Annotated in this window: 18 protein-coding genes and 1 pseudogene; 13 read left to right on the plus strand and 6 right to left on the minus strand. The window is 71.3% G+C overall.

The window, feature by feature from the left end:
* The first annotated feature begins 67 nt into the window (after positions 1-67).
* The 6 genes from ACRRSS_RS17505 to hypE are packed head-to-tail and all read left to right on the plus strand — an operon-like array spanning position 68 to position 6,187.
* Complete coding sequence (locus ACRRSS_RS17505) at positions 68-463, plus strand: hydrogenase maturation nickel metallochaperone HypA (RefSeq protein WP_435972066.1); 396 nt, start codon at positions 68-70, stop codon at positions 461-463.
* 2 nt (positions 464-465) lie between these two features.
* Positions 466-1,161 (plus strand): hydrogenase nickel incorporation protein HypB, encoded by a 696-nt coding sequence (gene hypB, locus ACRRSS_RS17510; protein WP_435972067.1) that lies wholly within the window; start codon positions 466-468, stop codon positions 1,159-1,161.
* The gene (hypF, locus tag ACRRSS_RS17515) at positions 1,158-3,584 is read left to right on the plus strand and encodes a carbamoyltransferase HypF (RefSeq protein ID WP_435972068.1); all 2,427 of its coding nucleotides are present in this window, start codon (positions 1,158-1,160) and stop codon (positions 3,582-3,584) included. The genes hypB and hypF overlap by 4 nt, the downstream gene beginning before the upstream one ends.
* 11 nt (positions 3,585-3,595) lie before the next feature.
* The gene (locus tag ACRRSS_RS17520) at positions 3,596-3,913 is read left to right on the plus strand and encodes a HypC/HybG/HupF family hydrogenase formation chaperone (RefSeq protein WP_435972069.1); all 318 of its coding nucleotides are present in this window, start codon (positions 3,596-3,598) and stop codon (positions 3,911-3,913) included.
* Positions 3,910-5,094, plus strand: a complete 1,185-nt coding sequence (gene hypD, locus ACRRSS_RS17525) for a hydrogenase formation protein HypD (RefSeq protein WP_435972070.1) — start codon at positions 3,910-3,912, stop codon at positions 5,092-5,094. The genes ACRRSS_RS17520 and hypD overlap by 4 nt, the downstream gene beginning before the upstream one ends.
* A 52-nt stretch (positions 5,095-5,146) precedes the next feature.
* Positions 5,147-6,187 carry a hydrogenase expression/formation protein HypE gene (gene hypE / locus ACRRSS_RS17530; protein ID WP_435975360.1) on the plus strand — a complete coding sequence of 347 codons (1,041 nt, stop codon included), beginning with the start codon at positions 5,147-5,149 and terminating at the stop codon, positions 6,185-6,187.
* 2 nt (positions 6,188-6,189) lie between these two features.
* Here the strand turns inward: hypE and ACRRSS_RS17535 are convergent, their stop codons facing one another.
* From ACRRSS_RS17535 to ACRRSS_RS17545, 3 genes and pseudogenes are all read right to left on the minus strand, one after another.
* On the minus strand, positions 6,190-6,420 hold the full coding sequence (locus ACRRSS_RS17535; RefSeq protein ID WP_351895949.1) for a hypothetical protein: 231 nt from the start codon (positions 6,418-6,420) through the stop codon (positions 6,190-6,192).
* Positions 6,404-6,661 (minus strand): DUF6400 family protein, encoded by a 258-nt coding sequence (locus ACRRSS_RS17540; RefSeq protein ID WP_435972071.1) that lies wholly within the window; start codon positions 6,659-6,661, stop codon positions 6,404-6,406. The genes ACRRSS_RS17535 and ACRRSS_RS17540 overlap by 17 nt, the downstream gene beginning before the upstream one ends.
* A gap of 258 nt (positions 6,662-6,919) precedes the next feature.
* Positions 6,920-7,106 (minus strand): annotated as a pseudogene (locus ACRRSS_RS17545) (IS5/IS1182 family transposase); the annotation flags it as partial.
* Positions 7,107-7,246: 140 nt separating this feature from the next.
* On the opposite strand from ACRRSS_RS17545, the gene ACRRSS_RS17550 reads away from it, so the two are divergent.
* On the plus strand, positions 7,247-7,450 hold the full coding sequence (locus ACRRSS_RS17550) for a cold-shock protein (RefSeq protein WP_351895942.1): 204 nt from the start codon (positions 7,247-7,249) through the stop codon (positions 7,448-7,450).
* Positions 7,451-7,917: 467 nt separating this feature from the next.
* On the opposite strand, the gene ACRRSS_RS17555 is transcribed toward ACRRSS_RS17550, so the two are convergent.
* Complete coding sequence (locus ACRRSS_RS17555; protein ID WP_351907526.1) at positions 7,918-8,079, minus strand: hydrophobic protein; 162 nt, start codon at positions 8,077-8,079, stop codon at positions 7,918-7,920.
* 315 nt (positions 8,080-8,394) lie between these two features.
* On the opposite strand from ACRRSS_RS17555, the gene ACRRSS_RS17560 reads away from it, so the two are divergent.
* Together ACRRSS_RS17560 and ACRRSS_RS17565 are read left to right on the plus strand one after the other, a co-directional pair.
* The gene (locus ACRRSS_RS17560) at positions 8,395-8,568 is read left to right on the plus strand and encodes a CsbD family protein (protein ID WP_435972072.1); all 174 of its coding nucleotides are present in this window, start codon (positions 8,395-8,397) and stop codon (positions 8,566-8,568) included.
* Between the two features lie 240 nt (positions 8,569-8,808).
* On the plus strand, positions 8,809-9,258 hold the full coding sequence (locus ACRRSS_RS17565; RefSeq protein ID WP_435972073.1) for a hypothetical protein: 450 nt from the start codon (positions 8,809-8,811) through the stop codon (positions 9,256-9,258).
* 108 nt (positions 9,259-9,366) lie between these two features.
* On the opposite strand, the gene ACRRSS_RS17570 is transcribed toward ACRRSS_RS17565, so the two are convergent.
* Both ACRRSS_RS17570 and ACRRSS_RS17575 read right to left on the minus strand, forming a co-directional pair.
* Positions 9,367-10,563: a PP2C family protein-serine/threonine phosphatase gene (locus tag ACRRSS_RS17570; RefSeq protein ID WP_435972074.1), complete on the minus strand. Its 1,197-nt coding sequence runs from the start codon at positions 10,561-10,563 to the stop codon at positions 9,367-9,369.
* Complete coding sequence (locus ACRRSS_RS17575) at positions 10,560-12,158, minus strand: sensor histidine kinase (protein ID WP_435972075.1); 1,599 nt, start codon at positions 12,156-12,158, stop codon at positions 10,560-10,562. Before ACRRSS_RS17575 ends, ACRRSS_RS17570 begins: the two co-directional genes overlap by 4 nt.
* 118 nt (positions 12,159-12,276) lie before the next feature.
* Between ACRRSS_RS17575 and ACRRSS_RS17580 the strand changes: the two genes are divergently transcribed.
* The 4 genes from ACRRSS_RS17580 (at position 12,277) to ACRRSS_RS17595 (ending at position 15,932) form a co-directional block, all read left to right on the plus strand.
* Entirely contained in the window at positions 12,277-12,642 is a 366-nt protein-coding gene (locus ACRRSS_RS17580) for a hypothetical protein (RefSeq protein WP_435972076.1), read from the plus strand.
* Positions 12,639-13,070, plus strand: a complete 432-nt coding sequence (locus ACRRSS_RS17585; RefSeq protein ID WP_435972077.1) for a response regulator — start codon at positions 12,639-12,641, stop codon at positions 13,068-13,070. Before ACRRSS_RS17580 ends, ACRRSS_RS17585 begins: the two co-directional genes overlap by 4 nt.
* A gap of 646 nt (positions 13,071-13,716) precedes the next feature.
* The gene (uppS, locus tag ACRRSS_RS17590; RefSeq protein ID WP_435972078.1) at positions 13,717-14,436 is read left to right on the plus strand and encodes a polyprenyl diphosphate synthase; all 720 of its coding nucleotides are present in this window, start codon (positions 13,717-13,719) and stop codon (positions 14,434-14,436) included.
* On the plus strand, positions 14,433-15,932 hold the full coding sequence (locus ACRRSS_RS17595) for an oxygenase MpaB family protein (protein WP_435972079.1): 1,500 nt from the start codon (positions 14,433-14,435) through the stop codon (positions 15,930-15,932). The genes uppS and ACRRSS_RS17595 overlap by 4 nt, the downstream gene beginning before the upstream one ends.
* Positions 15,933-16,134 lie beyond the last annotated feature (202 nt).

Genomic DNA, 16,134 nt, shown 5'->3' on the forward strand with positions numbered 1-16,134 from the left:
GCGGCCGCGCCGCCCCCCGTCCTCTAATGGCGCCCGAGACCCACCCCCGCACCCAGGACGGAGACCGATGCACGAGATGTCCCTCGCGGTCGCCGTCGTCGACCAGGTCGAGACCGCGGCGAGGTCTCGCGGGGCCGTCGGCGTCAGCAGCATCGAGCTGGACGTGGGCGAGCTGGCCGGCGTCGTCGCCGACGCCCTCGCCTTCTGTTTCGAACTCGCCTGCGCCGGAACCGTCGTCGAAGGCGCCGAACTCATCACCCGTACCGTCCCGGGCACCGCGCGCTGCGCACCGTGCGACGAGGTCTGGCCGGTCGGCATGCCGCCGCGGCTGCTCTGTCCCGGCTGCGGCGCCGCGGCCGACGCACTCCTCTCCGGCCGCGAACTGCAGATCCGTCGGGTCCGCTGGGCCGACCCCGAAGCGGCGCACGAACGACGACACCAACCGATCACCGAGGAGAGCTGAGCATGTGCCGAGCCGTCGATCTCCAGCGTGCCGTCCTCGCCAAGAACGAGGCGTCGGCACACATCCTGCGCACCGAACTGACCGCCCGCGGCACCACCGTGGTCAACCTGCTCTCCAGCCCCGGAAGCGGGAAGACCGCGCTGCTGGAGCGTGAACTGCGCCTCGCCGCCGAACAGGGCGTCAGCACCGCCGCGCTCACCGCCGACCTGGCCACCGAGAACGACGCCCGCCGCCTGGCCCGCTCGGGCGCCCCCGTCAAGCAGGTACTCACCGACGGTCTCTGCCATCTGGAGGCCGACATGGTCGCCCGGCACCTGCACGACTGGCTGCCGGAGTCCACCCGGCTGCTGTTCGTCGAGAACGTCGGCAACCTCGTCTGCCCCGCCGGCTACGACCTGGGGGAGTCCCTGCGCGTCGTGCTCGCCTCGGTCACCGAGGGGGAGGACAAGCCGCTCAAGTACCCCACCGCGTTCGGCCTCGCCCAGCTGGTGATCGTCACCAAGACCGACATGGCCGACGCGGCGGAGTTCGACGAGGCGGCCTTCCGCGCCAACGTGCAACAGGTCAATCCCGGGGTCGAGATCGTCCTCAGCTCGGTGCGGGACGGCCGCGGCGCCGGCGCCCTCCTCGACCGGGCCCTCGCGACGACCGAGGGGAACCGCGTCCACACCCCGGTGATGGCCCAGGCCGGCGCGTGACCACGGCGCGGCCCGGACCCGCACCCGCCACGGCCCCCCGGCGCAGCCGCGTGGTCGTCCGCGGTGTCGTGCAGGGCGTGGGCTTCCGGCCCTTCGTCTACGCCCTCGCCACCGGGCTGCGCCTGTCCGGCCACGTCACGAACACGGCGGACGGCGTCGTCGCGGAGGTCGAGGGAGACCCCCAGGACGTCGCCGCCTTCTGCGACCGCCTCGCGCCCGACGCCCCACCCCTGGCCCGGGTGGAGTCCGTGGAGGCCGCCGAAGTGACCGCGAACGGCAGGAGCGGGTTCACGATCGTGCCCTCCCGCCAGGGCGGCGCCGTCCGCACCCTCGTCCCGCCCGACACCGCCACCTGCGAGGACTGCCTCGCGGAACTCGCGGACCCGACCGACCGACGGTATCTGCACCCCTTCATCACGTGCACCCACTGCGGCCCCCGGTTCACGATCGTCACAGGCCTGCCGTACGACCGGGCCCACACCACCATGGCCGGCTTCCCGATGTGTCCGGAGTGCGCCCGTGAGTACGCGGACCCGGCCGACCGGCGCTTCCACGCCCAGCCCGTCGCCTGCCCCCGCTGCGGCCCCCGCCTGCGGCTGGTCTCCCCACCGGACGGCACCGCACCCTCGGGCACCGAACCGGACCCGGATTCCGGCAGCGACCCGATCGGCACCGCACGCCGGATGCTCCTCGCCGGTGCGATCCTCGCCGTCAAGGGCCTGGGCGGCTACCACCTGGCCTGCGACGCGACGAACCCGGACGCGGTGGCCGAACTGCGCCGTCGCAAGGCGCGCGGTGACAAACCGTTCGCCATGATGGCCGCCGACCTCGCCGACATCGAGCCCCTCGCGCACCTCGGCCCGCTCGAAGGTGAACTCCTGACCGGCGGCGTCCGGCCCGTCGTCCTGCTCCGCCGCCGCGACGACGCCCGGCCCCGCCACGGGGCCGCTCCGGCGCGGGAGGTGGCGCCCGGCAGCCCGGACCTCGGCTTCATGCTCCCGTACACCCCCGTGCACCACCTCCTCCTCGGCCTGGGCGCGGCCGACCGGGAGGGGCCCCGACTACTGGTGATGACCAGCGGCAACCTCTCGGGCGAACCCATCGTCACGGGCGACACGGAGGCGCTGACCAGGCTCGCCGGTCTGGCGGACGCCTGGCTGCTGCACGACCGGCCGATCCATGTGCCCTGCGACGACTCCGTCGTCCGCGTCTGCGACGGCGAGCAGCTGACGCTGCGCCGCTCCCGGGGCTATGCGCCACTTCCGGTCGCCCTGCCCGTCGACGTATCCCCCTCCCTCGCCGTGGGCGGGGACCTGAAGAACACCTTCTGCCTGGGCGACGGCCGACAGGCATGGCTCTCCGCCCACATCGGCGACATGGACGACCTCGCCACCCAGCTCGCCCTCGCCACCGCCGAGCGGCAGCTGGAGTCCGTCACGGGCGTACGGCCCGGTCTGCTCGCCGCGGATCGCCACCCCGCCTACCGATCCACCCGATGGGCCCGCGAACACGCCGCCGGGCGACCGGTCGTCCCCGTACAGCACCACCACGCCCACGTCGCGGCGGCGATGGCCGAGAACGGTCTCGACGGCACGCGTCCCGTGATCGGCGTGGCCTTCGACGGCACCGGTTACGGTCTTGACGGCGCCGTGTGGGGCGGTGAGTTCCTTCTCGCGGACTACGCCGGCTTCTCACGGTTCGCGCACCTGGCCTACGTACCCCTGCCGGGCGGCGACGCGGCCGTACGACGGCCCTACCGCATGGCTCTGGCGCACCTGCGGACCGCGGGCCTCGCCGCCGACCCCGCACTGCCCTCCACACGAGCTTGCGCGCCCGGAGAACTGCCTTTGCTGGAGAGGCAGTTGGAGCGCGAACTCAACTGCACGCCCACATCCAGCATGGGACGCCTCTTCGACGCCGTCTCCTCCCTCGCGGGGATCTGCCACCACGCGCGGTACGAGGCGCAGGCCGCGATCGAGCTGGAGGCCGCGGCCCTGGGCGCACCCGGCGTGGCGGAGGACGCACGGTACGTCTTCCGGTTCGGCTCGCCGCAGGCCGGTGCTCCGCTCACCGTCGACCCCGCACCCCTGCTTGCCGCGGTGACCACCGACGTCCTCGACGGAACCCCCGCGGCCGTCGTCGCGGCGCGGTTCCACTACGCCGTGGCCCGCCTGGTACGTACGGTCTGCGCCACCGCCCGCGGCGAGACCGGAGTGGAGACCGTCGCCCTGACCGGGGGAGTGTTCGCCAACACCGTGCTCTCCTCGGCCTGCGCCGGAGGACTGCGGGAGGACGGCTTCACCGTGCTGCGCCATCGCCTGATCCCGCCGAACGACGGCGGTCTGGCTCTCGGCCAGCTCGTCGTCGCCGCCCGGGTCACGGACCCGAAGGCCCCCGGCACGCCACGACCAGAGCGACAGTAGAGGAGAGACCCATGTGCCTGGCGGTACCCGGAAAAGTGCTGGACGTCGAGGACCGGGACGGCACCCGGATGGCCACCGTCGACTTCGGCGGAGTGGTCAAGGAGGTGTGCCTGGAGTACCTGCCGGACCTGAAGCCCGGTGAGTACGCCATCGTCCACGTGGGCTTCGCCCTCCAGAGGCTCGACGAGGAGTCGGCCAAGCGGACGCTGGAGCTGTTCGAGACCCTCGGCATGCTCCAGGAGGAGTTCGGCGACCCGTGGGAAGCCGCCGAGGCGGCCGGGCGCGAATGGCAGGAGCAGGACGACGTCCACGGAGAGGTGCGGCCGTGAAGTACATCGACGAGTTCCAGAACCCGGACCTGGCGAAGCGGCTGCTCGACGAGATCCGCGCGACGGTGACCCGACCCTGGGCCCTGATGGAGGTCTGCGGCGGCCAGACCCACAGCATCATCCGCCACGGCATCGACCAACTCCTGCCGGCGGAGATCGAACTCATCCACGGCCCCGGCTGCCCGGTCTGTGTCACCCCGCTGGAGATGATCGACAAGGCCCTGGAGATCGCCTCCAGACCCGGGGTGATCTTCTGCTCCTTCGGCGACATGCTCCGCGTCCCCGGCACCGGCCGCGACCTGTTCCAGGTCCGCGGGCAAGGCGGCGACGTCAGGGTGGTCTACTCCCCGCTGGACGCGCTGCGGATCGCCGAGCAGAACCCGGACCGCGAAGTGGTCTTCTTCGGCATCGGCTTCGAGACCACCGCCCCGCCCAACGCGATGACGGTCCATCAGGCACGCAAGCGGGACATCCGCAACTTCAGCCTCCTCGTGTCCCACGTCCGCGTTCCACCGGCCATCGACGCGATCATGCAGTCCCCGGACTGCCGCGTCCAGGGCTTCCTCGCCGCCGGCCACGTGTGCAGCGTGATGGGCACGGCCGAATACCCCGCGCTCGCGCAACGCCACAAGGTCCCGATCGTCGTCACGGGATTCGAGCCGCTGGACATCCTGGAAGGCGTACGCCGGACCGTGATCCAGCTGGAGCGGGGCGAACACACCGTCGAGAACGCCTACCAGCGCGCCGTCACCGACGGCGGCAACCCAGCAGCACAGGCGATGCTCGGCGACGTCTTCGAGATCACCGACCGGGCCTGGCGCGGCATCGGCGTCATCCCGGACAGCGGCTGGCGCCTGTCCGGACGCTACCGTGACCACGACGCCGAACACCGCTTCTCCGTCGAGGGCATCGACACCCGCGAGCCCGCCGAGTGCCGCAGCGGCGAAGTCCTCCAGGGCCAGCTCAAACCGAACCAGTGCGAGGCCTTCGGCACCACCTGCACACCCCGCTCCCCGCTCGGCGCCACGATGGTCTCCAGCGAGGGCGCCTGCGCCGCGTACTACCTCTACCGCCGACTCGACGCGGCCACCCCGGAGCAGCGCCCGCCCGCGGCGGTCCGCGCCGCCGCCGGCACCTCGACCCCGGTCACCGCCTCCCTGGAGGGCAGCTCCCTTGCCTGACACCACCGTCAGCACCACCCCGGCGGCCGACGCCACACGGCCGGCACCCGACATGCTCGCCTGGACCTGCCCGGCGCCGCTGCGCGACCACCCCCGCATCGTCATGGGCCACGGCGGCGGAGGAGCGCTGTCCGCCGAGCTGATCGAACACGTCTTCGCGCCCGCCTACGGCGGACCGGCCCTCGCGCACACCGCCGACGCGGCCGAGATCCGCATCGGCGGCGCCCGCCTGGCGTTCTCCACGGACTCCTTCGTGGTGCGCCCGCTGTTCTTCCCCGGCGGCAGCATCGGCGACCTCGCCGTCAACGGCACCGTCAACGACCTCGCCATGAGAGGAGCCCGGGCAAGCCACCTCTCCTGCGGCTTCATCCTGGAGGAGGGCGTCGAGACCGACGTCGTCGCCCGCGCGGCGCAAGCCCTCGGCGCGGCGGCGCGCACCGCCGGCGTACAGATCGTCACCGGCGACACCAAGGTCGTGGAGGCCGGGCACGGCGACGGCATCTACATCAACACGTCGGGCATCGGGCTGATCCCCGAAGGAGTCGACCTGCGCCCGCAACGGGTGGTGCCCGGAGACGTGGTGATCATCAGCGGCCCGATCGGCATGCACGGCGTGGCGATCATGAGCGTACGGGAAGGCCTTGAGTTCGGAGTCGAGATCGACAGCGACTGCGCCCCGCTCGGCGGCCTCGTCGAGGCCATGCTCGCCGTCACCCAGGACCTGCACGTGCTGCGCGACCCCACGCGCGGCGGACTGGCCGCCTCACTGAACGAGATCGCGGCGGCGTCCGGCACCGGCGTCGTCATCCAGGAGCGGTCTGTTCCGATCCCGGAAGCGGTGGGCAACGCCTGCGCGGTGCTCGGACTCGACCCGATGTACGTGGCGAACGAGGGCAAGCTCGTGGCCTTCGTCCCGCGCGAGCAGGCGGACGCCGTGCTGGCCGCGATGCGCGCCCACCCCCTGGGCCTCGAAGCGGCGGTCATCGGTGAGGCGGTCGACTCCCACCCGGGCATGGTCGTCGCGCGTACCGGCCTCGGCGGCACCCGCGTCGTCGACATGCCGCTCGGGGAGCAGCTGCCCCGGATCTGCTGAACTCAGGCCCGGCGGCCGCGCCGCTCACGGGAGGTGTCGAGGGTCCACGTGTGGGTGCAGTTCGGGCACTGCAGGTGGACCCGGGGCCCGTTGTTCCCGATCAGATAGCGCCAGTGGCTCCGGCAGTTCCGGCGGTCCAGACAGCTCGCGCAGTCACGGGCGTCGTCGCAGCCGGGACACGCGACCCAGGCCCGCCGGGCCGGATCGGCGTGGGGATCAAGCGGAAGACGCACGGCCCGGCCCCTCTCCGGGCAGCACACCCGCCGCGACCAGCATGGCGTGGACCCTCTGCTGCTCCTCGTCCAGGCCGGAGTACAGGAGGGCGTGAGCCGCCGCCTCCTCACGCATGACGGCCACGGGGTCCCAATCGGGCCCAAGGGCTGCCACGACCTCGGCACGCCGACGCGCCTCCTCGACGGTGAGGTCGATGCTGAAGCCGACGAGGTCGGAATGAGAGCCGGGACCGTGGTTCATAAGCAGCTTTCGGGGGTGAATCGAACATGTACGCCACCACCTCTACCAGAGCGCACGGCGACCGTAGAAGTGCCCGACCCGCCTCGGGCGGCCCCTGTGGCGTACCTCATGCCGAAAAGGTGGAGGCCCTTGACGGAGGGTGATGGGCAGAGGCGTCTATGGCGACGCATGGCGTGCTGGAACCGCCCACCCTCATGTGCCGGAAAGTGGCTGATCGGTACTCGGCGTGGCAGCCACGGCTCTGGAGAGCGTCATGACGGACAGGACGACATCGGGTCGTGTACGTGACCTGCCCAGGCCGGTGCACGAGACTCCGTCGCGGGCTATGACCGCATCGAAGGCCGGCGCGTCGCCGGCCTGGTGCGCGGTGACATGCGGGGCCAGGGGCCGTGCCTGACCGTCAGCCGGGGTGAACCCTCATGCACACGCCGCCCCGTGGGCGCCCCCGCCCACGTCTTTCGTCGGGAAGATCGAATATTTGGGCGGGCGGTGGGGTAGGACGCTGATCGGGCGCCCTCCCTAGGCGGAAGGTTCCTCCTCTTACCCCGACCGGGTACTCCCGGCGAGAGATCGAAGGACAGCGGTATGGCCAGCGGCATCGTGAAGTGGTTCAACTCCGAAAAGGGCTTCGGATTCATCGCGCAGGACGGCGGCGGACCGGACGTCTTCGCGCACTACTCCAACATCAACTCCTCCGGCTTCCGCGAGCTGCAGGAGGGCCAGGCCGTCACCTTCGACGTCACCCAGGGCCAGAAGGGCCCCCAGGCGGAGAACATCACCCCCGCCTGACCCCACCTGAAGTGCGTAGCCGGGGCCTCCGCGCAGCAGCGCTGCGCGGAGGCCCCGGCGTGTCCGGCCATCGCCGCCGGCGTCATCGCCCCGGCCCCGTTGGCGATCAGGTCGATCAGGCGGTCGGGGCCCCAGCCCGCCAGGCGGTGCCTGTCGTGACCCGGATGGCGAGGGTGAGGCACCGCCCCCGACGCCCCGGACCTCACCACCTGCGGGACGTTCCGCGTCCGCCGGGCACGGAGCCGCCGATCAGCAGCAGCCGTAGGTCTCCGTCTCCTCACCCCGGCCCGCCCGAAAAGGGGGCCGGAACGGCGGAGGATCTCGTACGCGTGCGGTGATGAGCTGTCCACCGCCGACCGTGCACGAACTCGTTCCCCCCGTCACTTCAGCGGTCGCAGGCATGGCCGTGGGCCCACCACCTGTCAGGTGGTGGGCCCACGGCCACACGGTACGGAACTACGGTGCGGTCACCAGCGGTACCAGCGGCCGCTGCTGCCCTTCGGGCGGGCGACGAAGCCGATCAGCCACAGGACGAGCAGCACGATCGCCACCCACCACAGGACGTTCATCGCGAAGCCGGCGCCGAACAGGATGAGTACGAGCAGAAGAACGAGAATCAGGGGAACCATGTTTATCAACCTCCGACGCACCGTCTGCCCCACCATCCCTCGGTCATGCGTGCGATATTTACGGGATTCTTAGGGCGTTGAGCGGGAAGTGGTACTGGCTTGGATCGGCGCGGAGCCGCGCGCCCGGCAGCGCGGGCACTCGTAGGACACGAGAGCGCCTCGGAGGGCGACGCGTACTCGGCCTGACCCGTCGAGCCACCGACGCCATGACGACGAGCAGCCGCGCCCGACCGTCTGCGGTACGGACGTTTGAGCGTGGTGATCGGGAGCAGGCGCTGGTCAAGACCAAACCGGATCATCTACGAGGAGGTCACGATGTCGGGTACGGAGAAGGGCAAGGCCCAGGTCGAGCAGGCCAAGGGCAAGGCCAAGGAGACCGTGGGCCGCACGGTCGGCAACGAGCGGATGACCGCCGAAGGCCGGGCGGACCAGGCCAAGGGCAAGGCCCGCGAGGCCAAGGAGGACGTCAAGGACGTCTTCCGGAACTGACAGGCTGACAGGCCGCTGTCGCACCGCTGGGCCCCGACCTCCCCCCTGGGTCGGGGCCCAGTGGCGTGCGGTGAAGTGCGGTCAGGTCTGCGGGTGCCCACCGGCCGTGGGGCCCTGTGGCCGGCGTCCGAGTGACCTCGGAGGGAGCCGTCCCGTGGAAAAGGGAGACCTGACAGTTCCGAACCGAGTCGACCGGGGTAGGCGGGCCTCGAGAACTCAACTGACGAGGGGCGGACAGCCATGTCGAATTCCGAAGGGCCCGCGACGGAGCCCGACACTGAGGTGGGACACCCGGGCATCGTGGAACCGGTGCTCGACATGGACTTGCGGCTTCTGGTCGACCTGATGGACTCCGACGAGGCCAAGGAGGCCGCCGTCGGTGTCACTCTGAACGTCCCCGGAGGGATCATCTCCGGGAACATCATCGGACGCGAAGCGTATTTGGACAGCTGGGACGCTCTGACCAGAGGCTCGGGCATGTCTGGCCTGTCCGGGTTCCAGAGGGAAGCCGAGCGGGCCCTGGACCGGGCCGGGGTTCCGAAGCCGACTGATTTCCCCCGGTGGATCCACCTTCGGGACGTCGCTGTCATGACGCCCAACCGGCTGGTGCGGTTTCCCATCTGGCGCGGTCGGCTGGCCGACGTATCCGGCTGGTTCCTGGGCGTCATGAGGGACGACCCGAAGGCGTAGCCGAGGGGCGGGCCGACCCCGACGGCCGATACCGATCGCGGGGCCCCGGACGCCGCGCACCGCCGACCGCGTGGTGCGCGGCGTCCGTTCCAGGTGCCGTGAGCCGTCCTACCGCGCCGTGCTCCAGTCCAGCCGGAGGACGGCGACGTCGTCGGTGTGGCGTGCCGCGTTCGGGGCCTGTGCCTGTGCGATCAGATGGTCCACGTGCGCGGCGGGGTCGTCCGGCGGGATCTGCTGGATGAGGTCCAGGAGGCCCTCCACGCCGAGCCGGTCGCGGCCGGAGCCGTGGTGGCCTTCGGTGAGACCGTCGGTGTAGACGGTCAGCGCGCCGACTGCGGGCAGCGGGAGGACCGTGGGCGTCCAGTGACCGATCCCCGGGGCGAGGCCGAGAGCCGTCCCGTGTGCCGCGGGTACCTCCCGGGTGCCTTCGGCCGTGGTGAGGAGGGGACCGTGGTGACCGGCGAGGTGGAGGGTGGCGGTGGCCGCCTTCTGGTCGAGAGTGATGATCGTGCAGGTGGCGAAGAGCGGCTCGTCGCCGCACTCGGCCACCAGGACGCGTTCCATGAGCCCCAGGAGCGCGGGGCCGCGGTGGCCGCCGAGGACGAGGGAACGCCAGGCGACGCGCAGGCAGACCCCGACGGCGGCGGCGTCGGGCCCGTGACCGCTCACGTCGCCGACGACCGCGTGCAGCAGTCCGTCGTCGCCCTCGACGACATCGAGGAAGTCTCCTCCGAGCAGGGCACCTTCCGCGCCGGGCAGGTAGCGGCTGGTCACGGTGACGGTCGTGGTTTCCAGGATGGGCTGCGCGAGCAGTCGGCGTTCGAGGCGGGCGTTCTCCTCGGCGCGCAGCCGGGCCTTCTGGGCCTGGGCTGCGACGCGCTCGGTCTCGCTCCGGTAGACCGCGTAGCGCAGGGTCCGGCGGAGCAGTTCCGGCTCGACCCGGCCCTTGACGAGGTAGTCCTGGGCACCGGCGGTCATGGTCTCGGCGCCGGCCTGGCTCTCGGACAGGCCGGTGAGCACGATCACGGCGGTGTGCGGGGCGAGGGCCCGGACGGCGGCCACGGCCTCGGCACCGGATATGTCGGGCAGGTGGAGGTCGAGGAGCACGCAGTTGTACGCGTGGGAGGAAAGCTCGGGGCGGGCTTCCGCGAGCGTGGTCCGGGTGGTCAGTTCGAACCGCAGCCCGGTGTCGTGGAGGAGCTCCTCGACGAGCAGGGCGTCGGCCTCGTCGTCCTCGACGAGGAGGATCCGGTACGTCGGATCGGCGGGAGCCGGAGTCGCGACGTGGGTGTGGGTGAGGGTCACGGCGTCCGCTCCGCCATGACGCCCGCCGGCAGGGCCCCGGTGGCTGGTTCGGAGGCCGGGGCGCCGGCGAGGGTGAACGTGATGCGGGCACCGTCGAGGTGTTCGGGGTCCACGGCGATGGTGCCGCCGTGGAACTCGACGATCTTCTTGCACATCGCGAGCCCGATGCCGCTGCCCTTGTAGGTGTCCTTGGTGTGCAGCCGCTGGAAGATCACGAAGACCTTCTCGGCGTACTCGGGCGCGATGCCGATGCCGTTGTCGGTGACGGCGAACCGCCACAGCCCGCCGTCCCGTTCGGCGGAGACGTGGATGCGCGGCGGGATGCCCGGGCGGTGGAACTTGATCGCGTTGCCGATCAGGTTCTGCCACAACATGCTCAGCTGGGGTCCGACGGCGGTCAGCGACGGCAGTGAATCATGCGTGATCGACGCGCCGGTCTCCTCGATGCTCATGCTCAGGGAGGACAACGCCCGCTCGTGCAGTTCCTCGAGGTCCACGCTCTTCAGATCGTCCTGCAGGCGCCCCACCCGGGAGAACTCCAGAAGGTCGTTGATGAGGACCTGCATGCGGTTGGCCCCGTCGACCGCGTACCCGATGTACTGGTCCGCCCGTTCGTCGAGCTGTCCGCCATAGCGACGCTGCAGGAGCTGGGTGAAGCTGGAGATCTTGCGCAGCGGCTCCTGAAGATCGTGGGAGGCCACGTACGCGAACTGTTCCAGCTCGGCGTTGGACCGCTGGAGGTCGGCCGCCTGCGCGTCGAGCCTCTGGCGGGCCTCCTCGGCGAACGCCAGTTCCCGTACGAGCCGACGGCGCATGGAGTCGATCTCGCCGCTCAGCTGGCGCAGGTCCGCAGGGCCCGTCGGCACGATGGGATGCTCGAAGTTCCCGCCCGCGATGATCCTGGCGTCCGTGGTGAGCCGCCCCAGGGGGGCGGTGATGCCGCGGCGCAGGGCCTCGAAGACCAGTACCGCGAGGAGAAGGATCAACCCGGCGATCGCGCCGAACACCCAGTTCCGCAGCGACATCGTGTCCGCCAGGTCCTCCTCGGCGCGCGCCCGCTCGGCACTCAGACGACCCTGCTGCGTACTCAGCGCGGCGCGGACCGCGTCGAAAGCCCGCTTCCCCTCCGCGGCTCGCTCCGTGGCCAGGGGCGAGGGCGAGCCGGCCGGGGCGGCCGCGATCGGGCGGGCGATCCGCTCCTGCCAGGCCTCCACTCTCTCCTCCACCACGGCCAGGTCCCTCATGGCGGCCGGTTCACCGTCAAGCAGCCCCCGCAGCAGCGCTGTGAAGGTCTTCTGCTCGTCGAGGCCCTGCCGGTAGGGCTCCAGGAAGTCGGCGGCTCCGGTGAGCCCGTAGCCCCGGATGCCGGTCTCCTGTTTCAGCAGTGCCGACTCCAGGCGGAAGGTCGTGCTCAGTGAGGGCGACCTGACGCTCACGAGGTCCTTGCTGAGTGAGGCCGTCCGCCCCAGGACCCACGTCCCGGTGAGACCCAGGACGGTGAGAACCGTCAGTGAGGCCGCCACGCCCGCGCGCAGCCACCGACGGGTCGTCCAGGTCGACCGCCTTCCCGTGTGCGATCCTGCCGTTCCATTCATGCCGCATGCCCCTCCGGTGGTGACCACCCGCAACGCAGACGGGCGGCAGCGCACACTGTAGAGGGTGATCGACAACGGATGTTGTCGCGGGGTCGGATCTGGGCCTACAGTGCCGGATATGCCTGGCAGGAATCTGGTTCTGCGCACCACGTCCGACGAGACCGCCGCCGTCGCGAAAGCGGCGGTCGCCCAGTTGGCGAGACGCCTCACCCTCCATCTCTCCGACGAGGACATCGTCGCTCCGGAGGGAGGGGCGGACGTCGCGCCGCGAGAGACCGCGCAGGCCCTGACCGTGCTTCACCTGCTGGAGCACATCCACAAGGCCGCCGAGCAGCTGCAACGAGCTGCGGCGCTGACCGCGGCTCGCGCGGGTGCCGGCTACCCCCAGATCGGCGACGCATGCGGGATGACCCGTCAGGGTGCCCGGCGGCGTTGGCCCGGCCTGTTCGACCACTCCGACGCAGCACCCATGGAGCACCGATGATGACCGCCCCTGCCCAGCCCTTCGACGTCCTGCTGGTCGAGGACGACGTGGCCGACGCCATGCTGATCGAAGAGGCCCTCTCCGAGCGGGGCGAGCGCAACCTGGTACAGGTCACCGATGGTGTCGCGGCACTCGAGCACCTGCGCGCGCCCGGCACCCGCCGGCCCGACCTCATCGTCCTGGATCTGAACATGCCCCGGATGAACGGTCGGGACCTGCTCAAGGTCCTCAAGACCGACGAGGCCCTGCAGACCATCCCTGTCGTCGTCCTCACCACCTCCTCCGCCCCCGACGACGTGAACGGCGCCTACAGCAGCCACGCCAACGCCTACGTGACCAAGCCGGTGAACCTGGAGGAGTTCGAGCAGGCCGTCCAGAGCATCGACGCCTTCTACCTCGACACCGCCACGCGGGCGCCCCGCGACTGACCACCGTACGATCCGGCGTCGGCCGCATCGGGAAAGGTCCGGACCGCATCCGGACCGTATCCGGACCGTATCCGGACCGCATCCGGACCGTATCCGGACCGCTTCGGGACTACATCCGGACTAAATCCGGACCGCAATTGGACGGCACCCTGACCGCATCCGGAAAGGTCCGGACAGCGGAATGACTGCTGAGCGCCCGCCATAATCCCCCGAGAGGCGGGCGCTCACCCATGCCCGGGCGGTGTCCACTGTCGGCACCGCCGTGGCGGCCCCCGGCCGCGTGACGACGATCCGGCACGGCATCGGCGAGAGCCGGGCGAGGGCTTCGACGACGATCACCGGAGGAAGCACCGTCCGAGACAGGTACGACGAGCGACTCGGACGTACGCGCCAAGGGTGACAGCTCCCCTTTCCACCGGTCAGGCCCCTTTCCCCTTGCCAGACTCCTGGGAGGGCGCGCGCCGGTGGGGCGTGGGTGAGGCGGGGGCGGCGGGGCAGGGTGGGCGTGACTGAGCGCGGGAGGACTGGTCGTACCGCTCCTGATGGGGCGGGGCCGGGCGGGGTGGACCACGGAGTCCCGTACGCAGGTACGGTGCCGGAGGCCCGGTCGGGCCGACGACCATGCGGCGAGGACCCCGGCGAGCAGGTGCGTACGGTGCCGCGGCACGTGGCCTGTGTGATGGACGGCAACGGCCGGTGGGCGCAGCAGCGTTCGCTTCCCCGCACGGCGGGCCACCAGGCCGCGGAGACCACGGTCATCGACGTCATCGAGGCGGCCCGGGCGGCCGGAGTCGAATGGCTCAGCCTGTACGCGTTCTCCACCGAGAACTGGAGCCGTCCCGGCGCCGAGGTCGAGTACCTGATGCGTCTGGTCCGCCGGGTCGTGCGGAAGCACGCGCCGCTGTTGCTCGCCCGGGGCATCCGCTGCCGCTTCCTCGGGGTCGCCGATCCGCGCATCCCCCGTGAGCTGGCGCGGGACTTCGACGACCTGACGACGCTGACGGCCGACAACCGGGGCATGACGCTGACCGTCGCCTTCGATCACGGTGGGCGCCGGGACATCGTCGAGGCCGCAAGGTCGCTGATCCGTAGCGGGACGCCCGCCGACGAGGTGACCGAGCGGGTGTTCGCGGACCACCTGCCGTTCCCCGACACCCCCGACGTGGACCTGGTGATCCGCACCTCCGGCGAGCAGCGCATCTCCAACTTCATGCTCTGGCAGGTCGCCTACGCCGAGTGGATCTTCCCAGAGGCACTGTGGCCGGACTTCCGGGCCCCCGACTTCCTCGCCTGCCTGCACACCTACCGGCGCCGCGACCGCCGCTTCGGCGGCGTGCCGCCCCGGACCAACGGAGACCCATCATGACCACCGGAACCACCAGCACCACGGGCGCCACCGGAACAGCCGGAACCACCGGAACGGCCGACGAGGCAGACCTGTTCGGCCCTGACTCGCACTTCCGCGGCTTCTTCGACGACCCGCGCTGGGCGCCGGCCTTGATCCGTGCCACCGTGCTCGAGGCCGCTCACCCCCAGATCGGCGCCGCCCTCGTCGACAACTCCACCTTCGTCGCCCACCCCTGGCGCCGCCTCCGCAACACCTTCGTCAGCATGCGGCGCATGTTCGACACCGACCCGGCGGTACGGGAACGGGAGGCCGCCCGGCTCAACCGGCTGCACGCCCGCATGAGCGGTTCCGACTCCCGAGGCCGCGCCTACGAGGCGATGGACCGGGCGGCCCGCGCGTGGGTGGTCGCCACCCTCTTCGAGAGCGGCGTCACCATGTGCCGGCTGAGCGGCCAGCCGATCGACCAGGACACCATGGAGCGCATGTACGCCGAGTACCGCGCCTTCCTCGCCGCGCTCGACGGCGACGCCGATGAACTTCCCGAGGAACTGCACGACTTCTGGCGATACTTCGACCGGGTCGTCGAGAACGAGCTGGAGAACACCGAGGCGGCCCGCATCATCCTCTACCGGCTCTTCGACCACCTGCCCGCCCCGGCGCTCCTCGACGGCGCCCCGACGTTGTGGGCGGCGGGCCGGGCCGTCGCCGGTCCGCTCCTAGGCGCGATCACCGTCGCCTCGCTGCCCGAGCCGTACCGGCGGCGGGCCGGCCTGCCGGAGATGCCCGGTGCGGTGACCCTCATGCAGGGTGCCTACTTCGCTGCCGGCCTCGCCCGCTTCCTGCCCGAAGGCTGGATCAACGCCGAGAACATCATCGAAGTCCTCTCGCTCTCGCCCGGGAGCGACGACCCCCGCGCCCGGACGGTGACCGCCCTGCGCGCCCGCATGAAGCGGGCGTCGGCCCTGCTCCGCCTCCTCACACCGTTGGGCGCCGACCCCGTCCCTGCCTCCGCGCCCTCCGCCACCACGGGTGAGGGGCGACGCTCGGCGGAGGAGTTCTTCCGCCAGGTGTTGGACCAGACCGGCGACGGCCACCTCGACTGGCCGGACCTCGCCGCCATCGCCCGCGAGATCTCCACCCGCCTCGACCTGGACGAACCCGAGGAGACCCGCCTCTACGACGCCTTCGCCGCCTGGTGGCGAGAGCTCCAGGCCGCCCTCGACACGGACGGCGACGGCCGCGTCAGCGTCGAGGAGTACGCCGCCGCCGTACCGTCCCTCGCGGGTCCCGCGCTCATCCGCGTCGCCGAGGTGCTCTTCGACGCCACGGACAGGGACGGCGACGGGGCCATCGACGCGGACGAGTACCGGGCTCTCTTCCGGACCGCCTTCCACCGCGACCTCACCGCCACCGGCGGCGCCTACGGCCGCAGCGCCTTCGTAGGTGACTTCATCTCCTTCATGACGGGCCGCCGCACCAGCACTCCGTACGACTCCCTGCTCGCCGACGCCTGAAAGCGTTGCGTCGGGTCCTCGGGTGAGGCAGAGGAGGATGACCGCGCGGGGGCCGTTCGGGTAGGGGGAGGGGCGGGCGAGCGGCTGTCGGCGTCGCGTCGTCGTCCAGATGGCCCTCGCGGGGTCGACGACGGCCCCCACGAGGGTGCGGACGGCCTGCGGGGACGCAGCCGGGCGGGCGCGGACGATCAGGTCCGACAGA

The sequence above is a fragment of the Streptomyces sp. Qhu_M48 genome (genome assembly GCF_051305195.1).
GTDB lineage: Bacteria > Actinomycetota > Actinomycetes > Streptomycetales > Streptomycetaceae > Streptomyces.